Genomic DNA, 22,979 nt, shown 5'->3' on the forward strand with positions numbered 1-22,979 from the left:
ATAACCAAAGGATTGTTTTGATTTTGACTAATTTAATTTTCTGCCGGAAGCAATCTCAAAAATGCCTCGAACAATATGATCCTGTCATTGCGATGAACGAAGCGTTGATTGTGCGTTGGAGTGAGGAAGCAATCTATTGACTGGTGTACCACAACCAGCCAGAGCACTTTTACCGATAAAATCGAAAAAAGTAATTATGACAGCTCTTATTTTTGAGATGGCTTCTAGATACTTTCTGCCACGAAAACTCTTTTTACGCGCTCGCTGGTATTGGTTAGTATTTCGTAGGGAATGGTATGAATGCTTTCTGCAACTTGTTCAATCGGTAATTGTTCTCCAAAAACGATTACTTCATCCCCTTCCTTAACTGTTAAACCAGTTACATCAATCATGGTCATGTCCATGCAAACATTGCCAATGACTGGTACGACTTTTCCTTTTACCAGCACTTTACCAATGCCTTTACCAAATGCTCTGCTATAACCATCAGCGTAACCGATGGCAATAGTGGCAATGGATTGTTCACCTTTTATTTTTCCATGTCGTCCATAACCCACCGTTTGTCCTTCATGCAAATGATGTACCTGAGAAACAATTGTTTTAAGTGTGGCAACCGGTTTTAGGTTTTTATTTTTTTCTGTTGTCGGGTCGATGCCATATAAACCTATACCCAAACGAACCATGTCGAATTGATATTGATTTAATCGTAAAATGCCTGGGGAATTTAACAAATGGTATAGTGGTTTGAAGCCAAGCGCTAAGCTTAACTGATCCGCAAGGTTTTTAAATAATTCTGCCTGTTGGGAAGAATAGTCGTCATGCTGTGGATCATCGGCTCCGGCCAAATGACTGAAGATAGTGGCCACATTTATGTTTTTATTTTCAAGAAGAAGATTAATCAATGCAGGCAGGTCCTGTTCAGCAAAACCCAGGCGGTGCATGCCTGTGTCGAACTTAATATGAACAGTACACGAACGACCTTGTAAAAAAGTGAGCAACTTTTTTAGTTGATTAAGATTAAAAACTTCAGGCTCTAAATTATACTGAAGCAGCGATTCAAATGTTTCAGAAGAGGGATTCATCACCATAATTGGAAGATGAATATTGTTTTTTCGCAATTCGACACCTTCATCTGCGTAAGCAACACCCAGGTAATTTACTTTATGATACTGCAATAAACTGGCCACCTCTTTGCTGCCACTACCATAAGCAAAAGCTTTTACCATGGCCATTATTCTTGTGGAAGGTTTTAAAGAAGCGCGAAAGTAATTCAGGTTATGAACCATATTACCTAAGTCAATTTCCATTATAGTTCCATGAACTTTTCGTTGCAAACGCGCTACTATTTTTTCAAAAGCAAAAGCTCTAGCACCTTTTATGAGCACAATTTCGTTTGAGAATTCATCTTCGTTTAAATTCTTTAAAAATGCTTCTGTACTATCATAGAAAGAGGAATGTTTATTAAAAATATTTTGATAAGCGAAGAGATCTTTACCAATGCCGATGAATCGATCAATCTTATTTTGTTTAATTAATTTACTTACTGACTTAGTCCAGTCCTTTGCCTCCACACCTGATTGTAAAATATCAGACAGTATTAAGGTCTTTTTTGTTTTTTGATATTGATTATTAAGAAAATCAAGACTTACCTGAAGACCAGCCAAATCATTGTTGTAAGAGTCGTCTATCAGTTGGCATTGATTAATGCCTTCCTTTAATTCGAGCCGCATAGCAACTGATTGTAGGGTTTGCATACCTGTTTGTATATCAGTCTTGCTTATGCCCAAGTGCATCATTACAGCAATGCAATGCAGACAATTTTCAATGGAGGCAGCATCCGTAAAAGGAAGACTTAATGTATAATGGATTTTATCATAACGAATATTGTACGCTTCTCCTTTTTCAATTATAATATCGGCTTCGTTGGTATATCCCCAACTTAGTCTTTTAATTTTTTTTGATTGAAGTACTTCATCAATCAGCAAGTGATCTTTGCAATAAATAACCACATCGCTATTGGCAAACAGTTGAGCTTTTTCTTCAACCTTTTCTTTCAAACTTGAGAAGCCTTCATTATGGGCAGTGCCAATGTTTGTAAACAAGCCCAATGTTGGCTTCAATATTTTTTCCAGTGCTTGCATCTCATTCTTCTTTGAGATACCCGCTTCGAAAACACCCATGGTATGGTGAGGTCTGATGTTCCACACCGACAACGGCACACCTACTTGTGAATTATAAGATCCAGGGTTTTTTACAATAGTAAAATGATGTGAGAGTAATTGGTAAAGCCATTCCTTTATAATGGTTTTGCCATTACTGCCGGTAATACCAATAACGGGAATGTTAAAAAGTGCCCGATGTGATGCAGCAACTTGCTGCAAAGCATCAATGGCGGATGACACAAGTAATACGTTGGCATCAGCTGGTAGGTCAACTTTTTTCTCGATTATAAAATTCCGGATACCCTGGTCGTATAATGATTTTATATATTGGTGTCCGTCATTACGACTACCGCTAATGGCAAAAAACACAGCATTTTTTGACAAAATCACTTTTCGACTGTCAATAAGAAGATGTTCAACCACCACATCTTCTTGTAGTCTGAGAACCTTACCCTGGCAGATGCTTTCTAATTGTGAAAAGTGAATCATGAATTAACTGAATTGATGTAAAGTAAAGCTCTGATTCATCAGCATACAAATTTGAAGCTTTGGTGAGAGTTTAGAATAGACGCATGCCATTGGGCACAGGTTTATCTACAGTACTTAACACCACATGGCCGTTTTGGTCGGGGAAGCCAGTGACTAACACTTCAGAAATAAAATTGCCTATTTGCTTTGGGGGGAAATTGCACACACAAACTACTTGTTTACCCACAAGAGTTTCTGGTTGGTAATGTTGTGTTATTTGGGCGCTGGATTTTTTTATACCTAAATCACCTAAATCTACCCAAACTTTTATGGAGGGTTTCCTCGCTCCTTCAAAGATTTCGGCTTTTACAACGGTACCTATATGCAATGCTACACGTTCAAAATCAGCCCATTCAATCATCATTAATTTAACATTTAGCTTTAAAACTTACATGAAATTCTTAAATCCACACAAAATGTGGAATTTAGATGACTAATTTCTACGAATCAAAGAACAAAAAGCTGATTATAACCGTTTAAAAAGCCTATCTTAACCAGACTATGAGGACATTGCTCGCATCCCTGCTTACGCTTGTGTTGCTCGTTGGAGCACAGGTACTCGTTTATGCACAAGAATCAAACACCCGTCAATACGGCACTCTAGAAGGACAAAGTGAGAACCGCTATTATGAAAGTAATGCCGAAGGGGATCCTAATACATTCAAAACAGTGCTTAAATCAGATTCTGCTTCTATTAAAACTCCCTTAAAGAAAATAGCCGCTGACAGCCAAAAAGCCGGCAAAAAGCCTGAAGACGATGCAGTTCCTTTTAATTTTCTTTACTACATCATTCAACGCTTTAAAACTTCTGATATAATCGAGTAGTAATTTCTATATTTGCAACTTTGTTGCAAATGCCTTGAAAGTCCCCATTCTTCTATTTCTTTTACTATTACCCGCTTTTGGCTCCAGCCAGCAGTTATGTACTTATACACTTACTGGTAGGATAATTGATAACGATAGCACAAGTCTTCCTGGGGCTACTATTCTTATTACAGAGCTTCAAAATGGTATGGCCAGCGATGGTAATGGCAACTTCTCCTTTTTAAATTTATGTGAGGGCACCTATACAATCGAGGTAACCTTTATTGGTTATAAGCGCAAGTCACAAAAAGTCAGATTAAAAAAATCTGAGGTTATCCTCATTAAATTAGAGCCAGACGAGACAGTATTAGGTGAAGTTGTTGTACAAGAACACTATGATCACATCAGTAAATCCCAAACCAGTGTAGCACTTTCGGGAGCACAGTTAGAAAGCCTGCGCGGTAAAAGTTTAGGTGCTGCATTGAAGAATATAACAGGCGTTAATACTATTCAATCAGGGCCAGCCATTTTTAAACCTGTAATACATGGTGTGCATAGTCAACGGATATTAATACTCAATAATGGCATTCGTCACGAAGGTCAGCAATGGGGAGCAGAACACGCACCCGAAATAGATCCTTTTCTTGCTTCCAATATTGTAGTGATTAAAGATGCATCTGCCATCAAATATGGCACTGATGCATTAGGAGGTGTTGTTATTGTAAATCCATCTGCACTGCCTGTAGTACCTGGTGTAGGAGGTGCTTTTCATTCTGTATGGCAAAGCAATGGAAGATCGGGAACGGCTGCAGGTATTATTGAAGGTGCTAGTAAAAAAATAAAAGGGTTAAACTGGCGTACTCATGGCTCTATAAAAAAATCGGGTGACTACAACGCTCCGGAATATCAACTTACTAATACAGGCTTTTCAGAAAATAATTTTTCTGCGGCCTTGGGTTATCATAAAAACGAAGCAGCAGGTTATGAAATTTTTTATAGCCGTTTTTCTTCAGAGTTGGGTATTTTAAGAGGGGCCTCAGTAAGCAGCATAGAGGATTTGCGAAATGCATTTGAATCACCAAGGCCACAATACACAGATAATTTTTCTTATAGCATACAATCACCCCGCCAACAGGTCTTGCATAATTTATTAAAGGCTAATGCACATTTTCATAAAAATCATAACACACTATCAATCCAGTATGCATTTCAGCAGAATGACCGAAAGGAATTTGATTTACGCAGAGACTCGCTAAATAGTTTGCCTTCTCTTGATTTAACCTTGCAAACACATACCCTTGATGCAGAGTGGGAGCAAGAATTAGGAGATGATAACTTTCGTTGCATTGGTATTAATGCCATGTTGCAAAGCAACGGCAATAATTTTGGAACTAAGCGACTACCCTTTGTTCCAAACTTTAGTAATTATTCAGCAGGCTTATATGCTATTCAGAATTTTACTTTGAAGAAGTGGGATGTAGAAGCCGGCCTTCGTTTTGATTATAGATACTATGCAGTTGCTGGACGTGATTTTAGCAATCTTGTTTACTCAAGTAATATGTACTTTGCTAATGCGAGTGCAACGTTTGGGGCTACGCGCAAAATTGGTAATGCGGGTAAATATACTTTTGGATTAAGTAGTACCTGGAGACCGCCACACGTAGCCGAACTTTACAGCATTGGCACACATCAAAGTGCAGCGGCTATTGAATATGGTTTCCTAATTGATGAAGTGACTACGCGTGTTAGGCCAATTGAGGAAGCAGACTTTCAAAATGAGAAAGCAGTGAAATGGGTAAACACTTATCGTTTAACAACGCCCAAAACTCAACTGGAATTAACTGCTTATGCCAACTACATTTTTAATTATATCTATTTGAAACCAGAAGGTATTACACGTGATGTGCGCGGTGCCTATCCATACTTCAGGTACCGACAGACTGATGCTTCCTTTATTGGAGTTGATTTGCTGGTAGATCAGGAAATAACGAAAAGCTGGAGTGCTTTATTTAAAACCTCCTTACTTAAAGCAGATGATTTCAAAAATGATGACTATTTGATTTATGTACCATCTAACAGAGCAGAGGTGCTCTTGCGTTACGATTATAAGCGAACAGGTACGGTGAATAATATCTTCGCTAGTGCGGGCACAAGTTTTGTTGCAAGACAGCATCGCGCGCCAAGAGTTGTAAGCGTTGCTGAAATATTGCAGGCCAATGAAGACGGCATTGATCTTTTTGCAAATGATAAAAGCATGTTCGATTTTATAGATACTCCTGTTGGTTATTTCTTGGTGCAGGCCAGCATGGGTTTTTCTATTAACACAGGTAAGCAGAAGATTGACTTTCAGCTACAGTGCGAAAATCTGTTAAATGAACGCTATCGAGAATACACTAATCGCATGCGTTATTTTTCAGATGAAATTGGGCGCAACATAAGCTTGTCGCTTAAATATAGTTTTTAACAAAAATTTTAAATGAAACATTGTTGCATATAGGATTTATTTCTATACTTGCAACAGTGTTGCAAATTTACAAATTATGAAAAATTTATTCCCCAAAAGCCTATTTAAAGTTACAACCCTTGCTCTATTGGCATTATCATTCAATGCCTGTGATGAAGAAGCGCCCGGCAAAGAGGATGCCCCTGAACTGATTACAGAAGTGAGACTCACCTTTACACCGACAGGTGGTGGCAACCCTGTGGTAGTAAGCGCAGTTGATCCTGATGGACCTGGTGTGCTTGATTTAATTGCAGAGGACATTTCCTTAGATGCAGGTACTGCCTATACACTATCAATAGGGTTCTTCAATGATTTAATAGAGCCAACCGATGACGGATATGATATTTCTGCAGAAGTATTAGAAGAGGCAGACGAACATATGCTCTTTTTTTCGTGGGATGGTGGTTTTAGTGAGCCAACCGGAAACGGAAACATCGATAATAGAAATGACCCAGTAAATTATGCAGATGAAGATTCTGCTGGATTACCACTTGGTTTAAGCACAAACTGGATAACGACTACTGGTGTATCAACTGGATCAACGTTTCGTATACTTCTTAAGCATCAACCAGATTTAAAGACAGCAAGCTCAGGTGCTACAGTTGGTGAAACTGACGTGGATGTTGAGTTTACATTAAATATTGTAGAAGCTAATTAGTAGTAATCACATAGGTTTAGTAATGACAAGGGCTTGCTTTGGGCAGCCCTTCTTTTTTGTATTAAAACTTAATGAAACTGTGGTGAGCATTGTAAAATACTATGTGGTTTTACCCGATATGTTCTATTTTTAACCGATGAAGTTCACCGCTTGCCTCTTTCTTTTCTTTATTTCTTTCTCTTCTATTGCTCAGCTCCGCTACACTAAACTTGTTTTAGAACCTGGTCAGGTTTTTTCTTATGGGGAGTCGGATATTTTAGTAGCAGATACCCTTATCATGTGTGATTCCGCTAGCATTGTTTTGAATAATACGAAGAAGGAGAACTATCTATATGCTAAGGTGGCCATTATTGGCAAAGGGTGTAACATTAAGGGCAATGCTGATCATGGTAAAGCGGGTGCTGGAGGGCGAGTAGGCATCTCCTTAAACGCTCCTTGCAAGGATGCTTCAAATGGTGAAGATGCACAGCCTGGGGCCGATGGTGGGCACGCTACAAGCTTACTGATCTACATTAAGCAGATTCAGATAGGCAGTCCAATTTTAATTTCCCTAAATGGAGGTAATGGCGGCAATGGAGGAAAGGGAGGCGATGGAGGAAGTGCAGGATCCGGAACCATTCATTGCAATGGTGGGGATGGCGGTAATGGCGGTAATGGTGGTAATGGTGCAAATGGCGGCAATGGCGGAAGTCTTGTGCTAAACCTACCAATAGCAGAACAGGCAAAACTAAAACAACAGCTGAGAATTTTTTTAAAAGCCGGAACTTACGGTCGTGGTGGCCGCGGGGGGTATTCAGGATCGGGTGGTTTAGGCCCAAGAGGAAAGCATGGAAGAAATGGTTTGCAAGGAGAAGATGGCTTTGATGGCGCTCCCGGGATGGACGGTGCTGTAAGCTATTTAGATTATTAAATTTTGTTCAAGTAAAATTCAGAGAAACGCTGATTAGAATAATTTTTTAACATGCTAGCTATGGTCAAGCATGAAAGAAAACTATAAGTGTAAATTGATTAATATTGAAGCAGAAATAAAAAAGGAAGCCTAGGCTTCCTTTTTGGTTAAGAATCTTTCAAGATCTTTTAATTTGAGTATGCCTTCGTAGTAAGCCTTTCCAAAGATTACTGCGAAAACACCTATATCATTTAGTCGCTGAATATCATCAACACCACGTACACCGCCACTGGCCAGCACACTTATCTCAGGAAAAGTTTTAATCATATCGGCATAGAAATCAAATGCCGGACCTTCTAATACACCATCACGGGATATATCTGTAGTCTTTACATATTTCAATCCACGGTCGTAGAAAAATTTCACGTGCTCAACTAATCCTTTATGCGCTTTTTTCTGCCATCCTCTAAAAGCAATTTCTTTACTTACAATATCTGTTACGTCAGCACCTAAGGTTATTTTTTCACGACCATAAGTCACTACCCATGACGCGAATAAATCAGGATCTGTTACAGCAATACTAGAGGCGGTGATATAATGGGCACCTGCTTCGTAAGCTTTAGCAATATCACCATCGGTAGAAATACCTCCGGTAAAATCTATTTTTAAATCAGTATAACCAGCAATAGCCTCTACAACGTGAAAATTCTTTGGACTTCCTTTTTCTGCTCCCTCCAAATCAACTAAATGAACCACTTCAATGCCGTGATCTTCAAAACGTTTAGCTAAATCCAGCGGATTTTCATCATAAGCTTTCTCGCTTAAAGGGTCTCCTTTACGCATTTTCACTACTTTTCCTTTCCGGAGTGCTATAGAAGGTATTACTTGGATCATCTTTTGTTAATTCTATTTCTAAGGTACGACAAAAGAAATAAGTAATTTTGATTTACACGCATCCTTTTCTTATGAAATACATAATAATTTTTCTGCTGCTGATTTCGGGGGCAACACAATCGTTTTCGCAACCCAAAAGTGTTCGCAAATTGCCGCATCCGCTCAATCAGCCATCGTTAAACACTTATGCGCCTTATATAAGTTTCGATGGAAATGCTTTGATATTTCTTAATGACTATACCGATGATGGTAACCTGGCACTTAATTATAGCAAACGTGTAGGTGCTGATTGGTCCGCACCGGTTATTTTACCGCCCACTTATAGCAATATGCTGACCTTTGTAAGAGGCTTTACGCTTAGCCCTGACGGCCAAACACTCTACCTGACTTCGCAATTATCTAATGGCATAGGTGCCTTTGACATTTACAGCTGCGCGCTGAAAGGATCTACCTTCTCGGCACCCGTAAATATTGGCTTACCTGTTAATTCAAGGTTGAATGATGCTTCACCCTCTATAACTGCTGATGGACAGACAATGTATTTTATGCGTTGTGAAACCATGAATAGCAAGCAGGCAGACCGTTGTAAAATTATGATAAGTAAAAAACAACCAGGAGGCAGATGGAGTGAAGCAACAGAATTACCTGCAATAATAAATACAGGTAACTCACAAACCCCACGCATTATGGCTGATGGGGAAACAATGATTTTTGCTTCTAATTTATTACAACCAAATAAAGGTGGTATGGATTTGTATCAAACAAGGTTTATAAATAACGAGTGGACAAAACCTGTTCCGCTAACTTTTGTAAATACAGCCGAAGATGATCAGTTTGTAAGTGTTACCGGACAAGGTCAGTATTTGCTTCGCGATACAAAAGGTGAAAGAAGGAATGAACTGACAGAGTATCTTTTCCCTGCTGATTTAAAACCCAGAGGAGTTTTGCGCATAGATGGAAGGGTGAACGATCCAACTATTCCAGTTTACGTATTAGTGAATGATTTAAATAAGGACAAGCTTGTATATAATGCACGCCCGGATAAAGACGGAACCTTTACTACTTTTTTGGTTGAAGGAAGTATTTATGAACTTGCCATTGAACCAGAAAACGGAAGTGTGCTCTATGACAGTAAACTTTTTGATATTACAGAAGGCTTTCCACGCCCTTTCGAACGATATACCGCAACTGTAAAACAGGCTGCAGAAAATGATGAAGTATCACTCAATTCAATCAGTTTTGAGACAAACACTAGCTCAATAGAGAAGACCGCTGCTTTTACCAATGAATTCAGACGCTTTAGTCGCCTGCTAAAAAGTAACCCTGGTATGGTGGCTGAAATACAAATTGAATTACATGGCTATGTAGAAGACAGCATACAATCATCACCAGACTTAACTGAAATGCGCATTGATTCTGTAGAATATTATTTTGATGAGATTGATTCCTTAGGTCAGCTGTCCACTCACGATACAATTATGGCGGAGTATACTTACCATAATGATAGAACAGTAAAGCAGGCAGAAGCAATTGTAGAGCAGTTAGTTGCCTTGGGCTGTAGCCGTGATGGCATTGCATATGTAACCGCTGTTAAACCAGAAGCAATACTTGAAAACAGGAAGTTATTGGTAAAAGCAGTGCTCAGGAGAAGACAATAATGAAAAAGGTAGTGGCGACTAAAAAAGGATTAGACCTTTACTAATTGTTCGAATAAACGTTTAATGGTTGCATCCGGATCATTGCTCAAACCCGGATGGACATGCGAACATTGCACAACGGTACTCCTGCTGGCGGTAAGCCAACGGAAGCGTTCCGCTAAGGGTAAAACACCTATTGGTCCACCTTCTTTACCACCTTTGCAAATGCGGTCAAATGATTGCATGTGCGCTCTCACCTCTTGTATATCTACAGAATTACACAAAGATTTTAGTCGTTCTTCGTTTAGTTCTAATAAACAAGAAAGAAACTTTTGCTTTGCGCAAAGCAGTATAACGCCAACGTTAATAAACTCCTCGCGTTCTACACGGGGAACCACCCTAACTACAGCATATTCAAATAAGTGATGCTCTTGCATGTTTGGCTTCGTTTATAAAAAAATCAGCATTGGCAATTCGGTTTTCCAGAAATTGAGCATAAGCCGAACGATTAGCTTCCGGATTTTCAAAGGCTGCATCGTTAAGCCATTCGGCTGGAATGAGGGAAACAATTTGTTTTATTTTATCTGTGCTTAGGAGTTGGTGGCAAGAATCGTTCACCTCGTCTAACTTATCAGCAATAGGCAATAGTACATGGTCTTTAATTTTTGCGAATGGCCGCTTTGGATTTTCCCAGTCCTGCCAGTTATGATGGAAGTATAATGCAGCGCCATGATCGATAAGCCATAGTTCTTTATTCCACCAAAGCATGTTGGTATTTCTTACGGTACGGTCAACGTTTAGTAAGAGAGCATCAAGCCAGACTATTTGTGATGCCAGCTGACTATCAATGGAAACAGCCAGTGGATCAAAAGTTATTGACCCGGATAAGTAATGTAGGCCAAGGTTTAAACCCGTACTTGCCTTTAGCAAATCCTGAATCTCCTCATCTCCCTCTATGCGACCGAAGGCAACATCGAGATTGGCAAATACAATTTCGGGTACCCTTAAACCTAATGCTCTTGCTATTTCTCCCCCTAAAAGTTCTGCTATTAAAGCTTTGATACCCTGACCGGCCCCTCTGAATTTTAATACATAAAGAAACTGATCATCTGCTTCTACCAAGGCAGGAAGCGACCCGCCTTCACGTAAGGGTGTAACGTAGCGTGTTACATTAATACTTCGTATATCCTGACTAAGTTCCTTCATCTATTGCGATTTACCTAAGGGTAAATCATTCGCCTAAAATACAATTAAAAGCATTTCCCTAGGGGAAATCACATTTTTTAGGAGCAATAAAGTTGGTCTTTTATCTTTTAGTTGGTTTATAGTTAAGAAGAAAGTGACCTGAAAAGAGTACTTTTCCCAAGGGGATAATGGTTCTTAAGTTCATTTTCCCTAGGGGAAAACACTCATTTCCCTAGGAGAAACTTGATGAAAAGTATCAGTTTCCCTTGGAGAATTGTTATCTATTACGATGGAAAATTAGGATTATTTAAAACGCCCATCTATTTTTAAGCCCAGTATGCCATTCTGTGCATCTGTTATCTTGATCGCCTGAGAGAAAACATGATCAAAACAGAAGGAGAAAACGTACCATATTTTTTAAACAAATAAATTTTATCAACACAAACCACTTGAGCTATGGCAAAAAAGGCAAGTAAAAAGGTTGCGAAAAAAGCAGCCAAAAAAGTAGCAAAGAAAGCTGCTAAGAAAGTAGTAAAGAAGGTAGCTAAGAAGGCTGCTAAAAAAGTAGCTAAGAAGGCTGCTAAGAGAAAACCTAATGCAGCTTTCATGGCAGCATTAACTCCTAGCGAAAACCTGGCAGCTGTTGTAGGTAACAAAGGCCTACCAAGAACTCAGATCATCAAAAAAATCTGGGAGTACATTAAGAAGAACAAACTTCAGGATAGCAAGAACAGACGTATGATCAATGCTGATGAGAAGCTTAAGGCTTTATTCGCTGGCAAGAAGCAGATCTCAATGTTTGATCTAGCTAAAATTGTGAATAACAACGTGAAGTAATTCTGCACTATCAGGCATAAAAAGAAAGCGCAAGTTGGAGAGACTTGCGCTTTTGTTTTTATAGGTTTTTAAGAATTTACTTTAATTTTTCTCCAAAGAAGGTGAGTACACGACTCCAGGCTAACTTAGCTGCTTCTTCATTATAACGTGTTGGAGCGCTATCGTTAAAGAAAGCATGTTGTGCTCCCATATACATGTGAACTTCGTAGGTTATATTCGATTTCTTTAAAGCTTCTTCATAAGCAGCAATACCTGCATTTACACGCTCATCTTTTTCAGCATAATGCAATTGCAATGCTGCTTTGATTTTAGGCACATCCGCGGCTTCTGGTTGTCTTCCGTAAAAAGGTGCAGCAGCTAAAAGATCAGGCACATTTACAGCCATTGTATTAGCCATAGCACCACCCCAACAAAAACCAATACAAGCAAACTTTCCGTTACAACCTTTCAAGTCTCTTAGAAATTCGAAAGCACCCACAAAATTTTGCGTGTTTTTGCTGGCGTCTAATTTTTGAAATAATTCACGGGCTTTATCTGCATCAGCAGGGGCACCACCCAATGGCGAAAGCGCATCAGGAGCTAAAGCAATAAAACCCTGCGATGCAAAGCGTCTTGCAACATCTTCGGTATGTGGATTGAGTCCGCGGTTTTCATGTATTACTACAACAGCAGGATATTTCCCTTTCTTTTTAGGTCTGGCCAAATAGCCACGCATAACAACACCATCAACATTATAATTGATGTATTCAGTTGTGATACGATCATCCTCCGGACCTATAGTGGCAGCATGTGCGTAGTTTACCTCCAAGAGGGGTAATACAGTCAGGGCAGCGGCAGTGCTGCCTGTGATCATGGCAAGTTTTTTTAGAAACTCTTCTCGCGTAAGCGGTTTATGGGTGTACTCGTCAAATAAATTGATAATGCGTTGATCCATGGGAGTTGTATTTAGATGTTAGGTTAAACGATTTAACCCTTTTATAACAACAAAACCACGGCTTTGTGACAGGTGGGAAATAAAAAAGCTTCTCAAAAATGAGAAGCTTTTAAAGGGTGAAAGACGGGGCTCGAACCCGCGACCCCCAGAATCACAATCTGGTGCTCTAACCAACTGAGCTACATCCACCATAAAAATTGAGGTTTCTAACCGAAAGTCTCAATTGGGTTGCAAATGTAGCCAGTCGGTTGAAATTTGCCAAACCTACTTTCTGTCAAATAGCAGTCTTTGTCCCATTTGGCCATTATTTATCATGCCATTTTCATATGCCAGGTAGCCTGAAACAAAAGTATGTGTAACTGATGACTTGAAGGTTTGCCCCTGAAAAGGTGACCAGCCACATTTTGCCAGGATATTTTTCTCCTCTACAACCCAAGGATTGTTCATGTCTACAAGAACTAAATCTGCAAAATAGCCTTCACGTATAAAGCCGCGGTCTTTAATTCTGAACAAAATAGAAGGGTTATGCGCCATTTTCTCCACCACACGTTCGATTGAAATTTTACCTTGATGAGACATTTCCAGCATGGCAACCACGCTGTGTTGTACTAAGGGCCCGCCAGAAGGAGCTTTAAAATAGCTTTGTTTCTTTTCCTCCATTAGGTGAGGTGCGTGATCGGTAGCAATCACATCTATTTTATTGGCTAAAACACCTGCTAATATTGCTTGCTGATCACTCGCTTTTTTAACAGCGGGGTTCCACTTAATTAGTGTTCCTAATGTTTTGTAGTCGGCATCATTAAACCATAAATGATGAACGCAGGCTTCTGCGGTAATCTTCTTTTTCTCAAGTGGCGTATTGCTATCAAATAAAGCCAACTCCTTTGCTGTGGATATATGCAGAATGTGCAGGTGTGTGCCGTGCTTTTTAGCAAGTTCAACCGCCATAGAAGAAGAAAGATAGCAGGCCTCTTCGCTGCGGATAATCGGGTGTTGCGCAATGGGCACCTCTTCTCCATACTGTGCTTTTGCATCCTCCATATTCTTGCGAATCGTTGCCTCGTCTTCGCAATGCGTGGCAATTAAACCGGGGAAGCGAGAAAAAATGGCTTCAAGCGTTTGAGGATTGTCAACCAATAAATTGCCGGTAGAAGAACCCATAAAAATCTTTAATCCACATACTTCCTGTAGATTTGTTTTCATGACTTCATCTAAATTGTCATTAGAAGCACCAAGGAAAAATGAATAATTGGCAAGAGAGGAATGGGCGGCAATCTTGTATTTATCCTCTAATAAACTTTGCGTGAAAACAGGTGGACTAGTATTGGGCATCTCCATAAAACTGGTTACACCTCCGGCCACGGCTGCCCTCGACTCAGAAAAAATATTGGCTTTGTGTGTAAGACCCGGCTCCCTAAAATGCACTTGATCATCGATGGCGCCAGGAATCAAATACTTCCCTTTTGCATCAATAATTGAATCTGCTTGTTCGGTAGCAAGATTATTACCTGTTTTTTCGATGCGCTCGCCCTTAATAAGCAGGTCGCCCTGCCATACCTTACCTTCGTTGACTATATTCGCGTTTAGAATCAAAGTTTTTTTCATAACATCACAAAGGTAAAACCAAAACGTGTCAGCCATTACAACCTTTTCAACATTTAATCTGAATAAACAACTGCTTAATGCAGTGGCTGATTTGGGCTTTGAAACCCCCACAGAAATTCAACAAAAAGCGATACCAATAATACAGGGAGGTCAGCATGTGATTGGCATTGCCCAGACGGGTACAGGTAAAACTGCAGCCTATATGCTGCCGCTGATGATGAAGGTAAAGTATGCACAAGGCACAGAGCCCCGTGCGGTCATACTAGCGCCTACAAAGGAACTAGTGGTGCAATTAGCAGAACATGCTCACAACTTTGCCAAGTATACAGATCTGCGCATTGTACCTGTATATGGCGGTGTAGGGATAAAGGCACATATAGATGCTATTGCCAATGGCGTTGACATTCTGGTATCGACACCAGGTCGATTTATGGAAATTTACCTTAAAGGTGATTTACCAGTTAAGCAGATAAAAACTTTGGTGTTGGATGAAGCTGACCGCATGATGGACATGGGCTTCATGCCTCAGTTGAGAAAAATTTTTGAAGTGATTCCCAGTAAACGACAGAATCTATTGTTCTCTGCCACTTTTGGAGAGCGTGTAGAAAAATTGTCGCAAGATTTTCTTGAATTTCCGGTTCGCATTGAAGTTACGCCACCTGCTACTACGTCCATACAAGTAACGCAGGAGCTATACGAAGTGCCTAACATTAAAACAAAGATTAACCTTCTCCTGCATTTGCTGGAAGACAAGGAAGATTTTCATCGTGTAATTATATTCACCAGAACCAAAGATACAGCGAACAATATTTTTAAATTTCTGGAGCGTAAAGCATTAGGCACTGTAAAAGTTATTCATTCCAATAAAGGTCAGAATACACGTATCAACGCAATGTATGAGTTTAAGGATGGGGGCATTCGCATACTTGTCTCTACCGATGTCTCAGCCAGGGGTATTGATGTAACGGACGTATCACACGTTATTAATTTTGATGTTCCTATCGTTTACGATGATTATGTGCATCGCATTGGTCGAACAGGTAGGGCGTTAAGCGAAGGCAAGGCCATCACATTTGTAAATCCTGCTGAACATTACCATATTCAAAAAATAGAAAAATTAATTCGACAAAGAATTCCGGTAAAGAAATTACCAAGTGCTGTGGATGTTGAAGAAGCGGGAATGGAGGAGAAGCAAGACATGGCACGAGAAATTGACTGGCAGAAGAAAAAGGATGATCCTACCTATCAAGGCGCTTTTCACGAAAGAAAGAAAAAAAAGTAGGGTATGCTATACACAATCAGTTACGCTATTGTGTTTTATTTTCTGTTTTATCTTCCAGCACTTTAATCTCTTTGCACAGGTATCAAACAACAGCATACATCAAAGCAGCTTTTTAATACTTGATGCTGATCCTGTTCAATCCACCACTGATCGCTCTACTGTTGAGTGGGCATGTATTAATAAAAAGCTTACGGAGAAATGTCTTATCTATCACAACGATCAATGGTTTACTTTTAGCTCACCCATTGGTGGGCAACTTTTTCTAAATGTTTCTAATCAAGAGTGCAGGAAAAAATTTGGTGTTCAGGTATTAGTGATTGAGGGAAATCCTTGTGAAGCGAGCACGTATAAACTTTTGCACTGCGAATCATTTACAGATCAAAATGACACCTTTATTACAATAGATTCTGTAGAGGCGAATAAACCCTACTTGATTAATATTGATGGTTTTTTAGGTGACATTTGCTCGTTTGATATTCAGCTTGCTACAAAGCCGAAAGGCTATCCGTTAAAACAGAAATCGTTAGGCACTTTACAATTACAAAGTAAAATTGACCAAAACATTGTAACACTGAACTGGCGTGTAGATGGTGAGTTGAGAGAGGAACTTGAGCTTTTTGAAGTACACAGACAATTGAGCACAGCTTTTAAAAGCCAATTACTAAAAGAAGTGTCACTACAATTTAATGCACAAGGAAAAAGTCTGGATAATTATCAATATACAGACACGCTGAAGGATAAGGGAACTTATGTTTATGATATCATAGGCATATCAAAAGGGGGCAAACGCAGATTATTGGATCGCAAACGAATCGGTTATTGGCCGGCAGGTGTTTACAGATCCAGCCCAAGACTATTCGCCAGTGTACCACTTAACTTTAAGAAAAAATCAGATGTCGATCTGCTAATCATGAATGAACTAAGCGGAGAGATTTTGTTTAATCGCACTTGCGTTGAGTGTTCTGATCAAGAGCTGAGTATTGACGTAACCAATGAAGTCTTAAGAGGCATACAACGATTTCGTATTGAAGTCTACCACCTTCGCTCTAAATCGCAGGCAGCATATAACTATCGGGTATCACAAGACGGGATGTTGTTGGAGAGAATAGATTAAGTAGCGGGAATAGTAACTATGAAACTTGAGCCTTTACCCACTTCGCTGGTAAGTTCAATGTTTGCTTTTAATCGACTGACAATAATTTTTACAATAGCCAATCCCAGTCCGTGTGAAGTTTCTCCTGCGGTTGGCCGTGCGCTTAATTTTTGAAATTTTTGGTACATTTTTTCGCGATCTTCCTCGCTAAAGCCCTGACCTTCGTCCACTACTTCGAAAGTGATAAGTTGATTTGCTTTATGGGCAACAATCTGCACCTGTTTACCAGGGGGAGAATACTTGATGGCATTTGATACAAGATTACCAATTAAACGTTTAACCATCTGCTGATCTAAGCCTACCATTTCATCTTCACTCAATGTGTTAATGCTAATTTGCTTTTGATGGGCATAGGGTAAGTATTCCTCTTTGATACCTTCAATTAGTTTTTTGAGACTTATGTTTTCTATATTAAGAGCAGTTGTTTTTTCTTCAAGTTCTCGCAGCTCAAGTAACTCTTTAATTATCTCATGTCCACCTTCAATTACACGATGCCCGTGTTTTATCATTTCATTTGCTGAGGAGTTGTGACTAGTGTCTTGCTCTAACACGTACAGAATTCCCTGCAAACTATTTAAAGGTGCTTTTAGATCGTGAACGATGGTGTTGATTAAACCATTAACTTCCTGGTTCAGCCTGTTTAACTGAATATTGTTGCTGATCAACTGTTCATTATTTCTTTTTCTATCAATACCAGCTTTTCTTATAAGATATAGGAACGTAAGCAGGCTGAGCACCAGTATGCCACCAATAATGAGTAAATAGCGCTGACGTAACACCACCTTATCTTTTTCTTCAAGACCATCAAGTGCTTTTTGTTTTGCCCGCTTTTCATTTTCAAGGTTGATATTGAATGCTTTTGCCAGAATACTACCCCTTATTGACTGATCTAAAATGGTGTCTTTGTAAAGAGATGCTAGTTGCAGGTATTTGATGGCCTCCTTGCCGCGGTTCATTTTTTCAAAAATTTTTGCCAGTACTGTGGAGCTTTCCATAGCCCAAACTTTATTTTTAACAGTAAGACTTGCCTGATACGCTTCAATACCATGTTCAAGTGCTATTTGTTCTTTGTTAAGGTACAGGTAGGCCTCTGACAATAAAATCAGGCTAGGCAGACGTACATCAGAGATATATTTGTCTTTACTTAATTTTAACGCATTGAGAAAATGAAAACGCGCTCCATCGTAGTCTCCCTGCTTTAAACTAATTCGGCCTAAGTGACTTTCACTTCTGCAAATTAAATAATCAACACTCTGCACTTTGGCTAAAGCTGAAGCAGTTGAAACGAGCAGCTTTGCAGAGTCTAACTTTCCCAACTCAATATAAGCAAGTGCTAATGTTTCCGCTGCGTAGGCTAATCCATATTTTTCTCGTGTTGCATTGATTGTGTTAAAAGCTTTTTTACCCCAGAGCTCGGCCAATTGATAATTTTTAGAGAAGTAATATGTCTCAGATAAATTGATATAGTCAAAACTTGACCCGATGGAGTCTTGTAAGGCCTCATCAATTTCTATGGCCAACAAAAGATTATGAACAGCCATACTGTAATCACCTAGCTGATTATAGCCAATGCCCAGATTATTGTATATAATGGATATGTTGGCACTGTCGTTTGCTTGTTTGTATAGGTCTAATGCCTTTTCATTGTAAAGAATACTTTCGGTGTACTTGCCTAAGGCTTCTATGGCCAGTGCATAGTTAAGGTAAATTCCGGCTGCTTCTTTTTTAGATCTGGCTTTATCGACAAACGTTAATGCTTCCTTTGCGAGTGCTATAGTTCGTTCATTATTACTGTCAGTATAGCAACGGATTAGTTGATTTATAATGGAGAGTCTTGCGGTGTCTACAGATGTTTTTAATAAACTGGCTTCCAGGCTGTCAACCTTACCCGATTGTGCAGTAACCCATTGCGCTAAGAGCAATAGGCAAGCCATTAGCATGCTGGTTATCAGTTTAGAGGGCATAAGGTTACTTGTCTCTTAAAGTTATTAAATATTAGGCATCAGTCTATTACAAGAGGCCTCGATGTAATAAGTTTTTCAATTTTAAAGTTTTTTGCCAAATCATCAGCTTGAGAAAAAGTTGCGGTCATGTCTTTTATGGTATCAGGCAACTCTAGCGGTGATTAAACGTTTCTTTTTAAAACCCATTACAGTATGAAAGGTATTATTTTAAGTATTAGCTGCCTGCTTTGGCTTAACATTGCTGGCGCACAAGTAAATGAGGAGGATTTGATAAAAAATGTTGTTAACAACGCCTACGTAGAGGGTATTCAAAACAGCGGAAGCATTGAGGATATTCGTAAAGGCTTTCACCCTAGCTTTAACATGTTACGCTTTATGGAGAATGACGTAAAGCCGTACGCTATTGAAGAGTGGATTGCTGCTATTGAAAAACGCAAAGCAGAGGCTAAACCAGATTCAAAGCCTATACGTACAGAGGCAAAATTTTTATATGTTGATGTTACAGGAACAGCCGCAACTGTTAAGCTAGAATTATACAGAGAGGGTAAGAAAACCTTTACGGATTATATTGTGCTGTATAAATTTACAGAGGGTTGGAGAATTGTAAGCAAAACATACTACAGACATCCCTAAAAATGAGAAGAGGTTTTCTACAGGCCAATGGCTTAGCAGAAAACCTCTTTATTTTTTCTTAAAAAAACCTTATCCATTCATGGAGAGTAGAAACTCTTCATTATTACGCGTTCCTCTCATTTTCTGTTGTAAGAATTCCATGGCCTCAACTGAGTTCATGTCACTCATGAACTTACGCAAAATCCAAACACGCTGAAGTTCATCTTCTTTCATTAACAAATCCTCACGTCTTGTACCTGACGCAGGTACGTCAATAGCAGGATAAATTCTGCGATTCGCCAGCTTACGGTCCAATTGCAATTCCATGTTACCGGTTCCTTTAAATTCTTCAAAGATAACTTCGTCCATTTTAGAACCTGTTTCAATAAGGGCAGTTGCAATAATGGTAAGCGATCCACCATTTTCAATTTTACGGGCTGCACCAAAAAAGCGCTTAGGCTTATGCAAGGCGTTGGCATCCACACCACCAGATAGTATTTTACCGGATGAAGGAACTACAGTGTTGTAAGCACGTGCTAGTCGGGTAATTGAGTCTAACAAGATCACTACATCATGTCCGCACTCCACCATACGCTTGGCTTTTTCCAATACGATGCTGGCAACTTTTACGTGACGATCGGCTTGTTCATCAAAAGTAGAAGCAACTACTTCTGCCTTTACGCTACGTGCCATATCAGTAACTTCTTCCGGACGTTCGTCAATCAGTAAGATCAACAGGTAAACTTCCGGATGGTTTTGGGCAATCGCGTTAGCAATGTTTTTAAGCAATACTGTTTTACCCGTTTTAGGTTGCGCTACAATCATACCGCGCTGTCCTTTACCAATAGGTGAGAACAAATCGAGTATACGTGTCGACATATTGTCGTGTGTAGTGCTCAGTTTAAGTTTTTCTTCGGGGAAGAGTGGTGTTAAATATTCGAAAGCAACACGGTCGCGAATTTCGTCAGTTGTTTTACCATTTACTGATTCTACCTTAAGCAGGGCGAAATATTTTTCACCTTCTTTTGGTGGGCGGATAAGACCTTTAATGGTGTCTCCTGTTTTTAAGCCAAAAAGTTTTATTTGAGAAGGTGATACATAAATGTCGTCAGGGCTGGCTAGGTAGTTGTAATCACTTGAGCGTAAAAACCCGTAACCATCTTGCATTATTTCGAGAACACCTTCGTTGGCAATAGCGCCATCGAATTCACGTATTGAGTTTTTGAGCTGTTGTGTTCTTTCATCACGTGGTTCGCGTTCCGGACGCGGCCCACGCTCGTCACGCGGCTGACGTTCTTCACGCGGCTGACGTTCTTCGCGTGGCGCTCTGTCTTCTCGGGCAGGTCGCTCTTCTCGTGGTTTATCTTCGTTTGTAGTAACCTGTGTTGCGACCTTCTCAGCTTCAAAAACTACAGGTTTGATTTCTTCATCAAAAGCTGTAATTGATGGTGAGTCAAGGTCTATATCAATGGACTGCAGCAATTCGTCAGCTGTCAATTCTTTTTCTTCCGGTTTTGGTGGTGCAACGTTTTCCCTTCTTCGGGGACGTTTAACTGTTTCTGTTGCTTCCTTTTTAGGGGCATCTGCAGGCTTGGCAGCCTGTTCGTCAAGAATTTTGTAGATGAGTTCTTGCTTACCCAGTTTCTTGGCATTTTTTACGCCCATACCTTCGGCAATTTCTTTCAACTCAGAAAGAAGTCTGACATTCAGATCGTCAATAGTGTACATGTGATATTAAAAAAGTTGTGTTTGATAATGTAAAACTTGAAGTTCCCCCACTTTGGTTGAGGCTAACAGGTTAGTTAAGATTTTTGGGTTGAGTAATGCAAAAATGTGCTTTATAAGTAACGGGCTTTGGATAAAACCCTGTTGACTCTGCAAGTATAGGCGATTTTAAAACCAAAACAAATTATGCTGCAAAAAATCAGCTATTTTTGACCTCTTAAATAAGAACCATGCTACAGGTAAATGTTATACGTGAACAAAGAGATAAGATCATAGAGGGTTTACTCAAACGCGGGCTGACCGCTATTGACGAAAAAATAGACCAAGTATTATCGCTGGATGTTCAACGGAAGGAAATGCAGCGCAAACAGGATGACTTACTGGCTGAAAGTAACATTTTAGCAAAGGAGATAGGCAACCTGATGAAAAGCGGTAATAAAGATGAGGCTGAAAAGCTAAAGAACCGCACAGCAGAACTAAAAAAACAAACAGCTGAGCTAGGGCCATCGCTCAATACAATCGAGGAGGAGTTGCAAAAGTTATTGTATGCTATCCCGAACGTGCCGGCCGAAAAAGTTCCTTCAGGCAAAACCGCTGAAGACAACATCACAGTGCATACGTTCGGCACACCGCAGACATTAGCTGAGGATGCTGTGCCACATTGGGATTTAATCAAAAAGTACGATATCATCGATTTTGAATTAGGTATAAAAATAGCAGGTGCCGGATTCCCTGTTTATAAGGGTAAGGGAGCAAAATTGCAGCGTGCATTGATTAACTTTTTCTTAGATGAGGCTGAAAAGCAAGGCTATCGTGAAATACAACCACCTATTGTTGTAAACGAAGCTAGTGGTTATGGAACAGGTCAGTTGCCGGATAAAGAAGGGCAGATGTATCATGCCACAGCCGATAACTTGTATTTGATACCCACAGCTGAAGTACCCATCACAAACCTTTATCGCGATGTGATGGTGAATGAAAATGATTTGCCGATTAAGAATGTAGGTTATACCCCTTGCTTCAGAAGAGAGGCAGGAAGCTGGGGTGCTCATGTACGTGGCCTGAACCGTCTGCATCAATTTGATAAGGTTGAGATTGTACAAATCAGAAAGCCTGAAGAATCATATGAAGCGTTGGATGAGATGTGCTTATATGTACAAAGTTTGTTGGAAAAACTGGAGTTGCCTTACCGCAAACTTTTGTTGTGTGGTGGGGATATGGGTGTGAACAGTGCCATTACTTTTGATATGGAAGTATATGCAGCTGCGCAAAAGCGTTGGTTAGAAGTCAGCTCTGTAAGTAACTTTGAAACCTATCAGGCCAATAGATTGAAATTGCGTTACAAAAATAAAGAAGGCAAAACGCAACTACTGCATACCTTAAATGGAAGTGCTTTGGCCTTACCCAGAATAGTGGCTGCAATATTAGAAAACAACCAGACGAAAGATGGAATCATGGTGCCAAAGGTGCTTGTGCCTTACACCAGATTTGACATTATTAACTAGACTGGCCAGCCAGACTACTTCGATTGCAGGAGATTAAAGTGATAATTATCATGTAGTTGCCTGGCTTTCCCAAGGTTACTTTCGGGTTGTCAGGTGTATCAT

The 22,979-nt window shown here is 39.8% G+C and carries 19 protein-coding genes and 1 tRNA gene; 10 read left to right on the forward strand and 10 right to left on the reverse strand.

Features of this window, described 5'->3' with window-relative positions:
* Nucleotides 1–224: 224 nt before the first annotated feature.
* Nucleotides 225–2,651: a bifunctional UDP-N-acetylmuramoyl-tripeptide:D-alanyl-D-alanine ligase/alanine racemase gene (locus SanaruYs_RS07175; RefSeq protein ID WP_127121841.1), complete on the reverse strand. Its 2,427-nt coding sequence runs from the start codon at nt 2,649–2,651 to the stop codon at nt 225–227.
* A gap of 70 nt (nt 2,652–2,721) precedes the next feature.
* Complete coding sequence (locus tag SanaruYs_RS07180) at nt 2,722–3,051, reverse strand: tRNA-binding protein (protein ID WP_127121999.1); 330 nt, start codon at nt 3,049–3,051, stop codon at nt 2,722–2,724.
* A 140-nt stretch (nt 3,052–3,191) separates the two neighbouring features.
* Between SanaruYs_RS07180 and SanaruYs_RS07185 the strand changes: the two genes are divergently transcribed.
* From SanaruYs_RS07185 to SanaruYs_RS07200, 4 genes are all read left to right on the forward strand, one after another.
* Complete coding sequence (locus tag SanaruYs_RS07185; RefSeq protein ID WP_127121842.1) at nt 3,192–3,515, forward strand: hypothetical protein; 324 nt, start codon at nt 3,192–3,194, stop codon at nt 3,513–3,515.
* A 34-nt stretch (nt 3,516–3,549) separates the two neighbouring features.
* A complete protein-coding gene (locus tag SanaruYs_RS07190) occupies nt 3,550–5,958 on the forward strand; it encodes a TonB-dependent receptor (RefSeq protein ID WP_127121843.1) in 2,409 nt (802 codons plus the stop codon).
* 76 nt (nt 5,959–6,034) lie between these two features.
* Nucleotides 6,035–6,655: a hypothetical protein gene (locus SanaruYs_RS07195; RefSeq protein ID WP_246011868.1), complete on the forward strand. Its 621-nt coding sequence runs from the start codon at nt 6,035–6,037 to the stop codon at nt 6,653–6,655.
* A 136-nt stretch (nt 6,656–6,791) separates the two neighbouring features.
* On the forward strand, nt 6,792–7,565 hold the full coding sequence (locus SanaruYs_RS07200; RefSeq protein WP_127121844.1) for a hypothetical protein: 774 nt from the start codon (nt 6,792–6,794) through the stop codon (nt 7,563–7,565).
* A 129-nt stretch (nt 7,566–7,694) separates the two neighbouring features.
* Here SanaruYs_RS07200 and SanaruYs_RS07205 read toward each other — a convergent pair whose 3' ends face one another.
* A complete protein-coding gene (locus SanaruYs_RS07205; RefSeq protein ID WP_127121845.1) occupies nt 7,695–8,438 on the reverse strand; it encodes a 1-(5-phosphoribosyl)-5-[(5-phosphoribosylamino)methylideneamino]imidazole-4-carboxamide isomerase in 744 nt (247 codons plus the stop codon).
* Between the two features lie 71 nt (nt 8,439–8,509).
* On the opposite strand from SanaruYs_RS07205, the gene SanaruYs_RS07210 reads away from it, so the two are divergent.
* Nucleotides 8,510–10,096, forward strand: a complete 1,587-nt coding sequence (locus tag SanaruYs_RS07210) for a TolB family protein (protein WP_127121846.1) — start codon at nt 8,510–8,512, stop codon at nt 10,094–10,096.
* A 29-nt stretch (nt 10,097–10,125) separates the two neighbouring features.
* On the opposite strand, the gene SanaruYs_RS07215 is transcribed toward SanaruYs_RS07210, so the two are convergent.
* Nucleotides 10,126–10,512 (reverse strand): DUF3037 domain-containing protein, encoded by a 387-nt coding sequence (locus tag SanaruYs_RS07215; RefSeq protein WP_127121847.1) that lies wholly within the window; start codon nt 10,510–10,512, stop codon nt 10,126–10,128.
* Entirely contained in the window at nt 10,490–11,281 is a 792-nt protein-coding gene (locus SanaruYs_RS07220) for a HipA family kinase (protein ID WP_127121848.1), read from the reverse strand. The genes SanaruYs_RS07215 and SanaruYs_RS07220 overlap by 23 nt, the downstream gene beginning before the upstream one ends.
* Nucleotides 11,282–11,716: 435 nt before the next feature.
* Between SanaruYs_RS07220 and SanaruYs_RS07225 the strand changes: the two genes are divergently transcribed.
* Nucleotides 11,717–12,097: an SWIB/MDM2 domain-containing protein gene (locus SanaruYs_RS07225; RefSeq protein WP_127121849.1), complete on the forward strand. Its 381-nt coding sequence runs from the start codon at nt 11,717–11,719 to the stop codon at nt 12,095–12,097.
* Between the two features lie 76 nt (nt 12,098–12,173).
* Here SanaruYs_RS07225 and SanaruYs_RS07230 read toward each other — a convergent pair whose 3' ends face one another.
* From SanaruYs_RS07230 to SanaruYs_RS07240, 3 genes are all read right to left on the reverse strand, one after another.
* On the reverse strand, nt 12,174–13,031 hold the full coding sequence (locus tag SanaruYs_RS07230) for a dienelactone hydrolase family protein (RefSeq protein ID WP_127121850.1): 858 nt from the start codon (nt 13,029–13,031) through the stop codon (nt 12,174–12,176).
* Nucleotides 13,032–13,145: 114 nt separating this feature from the next.
* A tRNA-His gene (locus SanaruYs_RS07235) sits at nt 13,146–13,221 on the reverse strand.
* Nucleotides 13,222–13,295: 74 nt separating this feature from the next.
* Nucleotides 13,296–14,636, reverse strand: a complete 1,341-nt coding sequence (locus SanaruYs_RS07240) for a dihydroorotase (RefSeq protein ID WP_127121851.1) — start codon at nt 14,634–14,636, stop codon at nt 13,296–13,298.
* A 25-nt stretch (nt 14,637–14,661) separates the two neighbouring features.
* Here SanaruYs_RS07240 and SanaruYs_RS07245 point away from each other — a divergent pair, with 25 nt between their 5' ends.
* Nucleotides 14,662–15,918 carry a DEAD/DEAH box helicase gene (locus SanaruYs_RS07245; RefSeq protein WP_127121852.1) on the forward strand — a complete coding sequence of 419 codons (1,257 nt, stop codon included), beginning with the start codon at nt 14,662–14,664 and terminating at the stop codon, nt 15,916–15,918.
* A gap of 28 nt (nt 15,919–15,946) precedes the next feature.
* The gene (locus tag SanaruYs_RS07250) at nt 15,947–17,032 is read left to right on the forward strand and encodes a hypothetical protein (protein ID WP_148115038.1); all 1,086 of its coding nucleotides are present in this window, start codon (nt 15,947–15,949) and stop codon (nt 17,030–17,032) included.
* Here the strand turns inward: SanaruYs_RS07250 and SanaruYs_RS07255 are convergent.
* Entirely contained in the window at nt 17,029–19,035 is a 2,007-nt protein-coding gene (locus tag SanaruYs_RS07255; RefSeq protein WP_127121854.1) for a tetratricopeptide repeat-containing sensor histidine kinase, read from the reverse strand. The two genes, SanaruYs_RS07250 and SanaruYs_RS07255, sit on opposite strands and share 4 nt — an antisense overlap.
* Before the next feature lie 192 nt (nt 19,036–19,227).
* Here SanaruYs_RS07255 and SanaruYs_RS07260 point away from each other — a divergent pair, with 192 nt between their 5' ends.
* Nucleotides 19,228–19,668, forward strand: a complete 441-nt coding sequence (locus tag SanaruYs_RS07260) for a nuclear transport factor 2 family protein (protein ID WP_127121855.1) — start codon at nt 19,228–19,230, stop codon at nt 19,666–19,668.
* 69 nt (nt 19,669–19,737) lie between these two features.
* Here the strand turns inward: SanaruYs_RS07260 and rho are convergent, their stop codons facing one another.
* The gene (gene rho / locus SanaruYs_RS07265) at nt 19,738–21,375 is read right to left on the reverse strand and encodes a transcription termination factor Rho (protein WP_127121856.1); all 1,638 of its coding nucleotides are present in this window, start codon (nt 21,373–21,375) and stop codon (nt 19,738–19,740) included.
* Between the two features lie 227 nt (nt 21,376–21,602).
* Between rho and serS the strand changes: the two genes are divergently transcribed.
* Nucleotides 21,603–22,877, forward strand: coding sequence for a serine--tRNA ligase (gene serS / locus SanaruYs_RS07270; RefSeq protein ID WP_127121857.1), 1,275 nt, complete (start codon nt 21,603–21,605; stop codon nt 22,875–22,877).
* Nucleotides 22,878–22,979 lie beyond the last annotated feature (102 nt).

This window comes from Chryseotalea sanaruensis, from assembly GCF_003990915.1.
GTDB lineage: Bacteria > Bacteroidota > Bacteroidia > Cytophagales > Cyclobacteriaceae > Chryseotalea > Chryseotalea sanaruensis.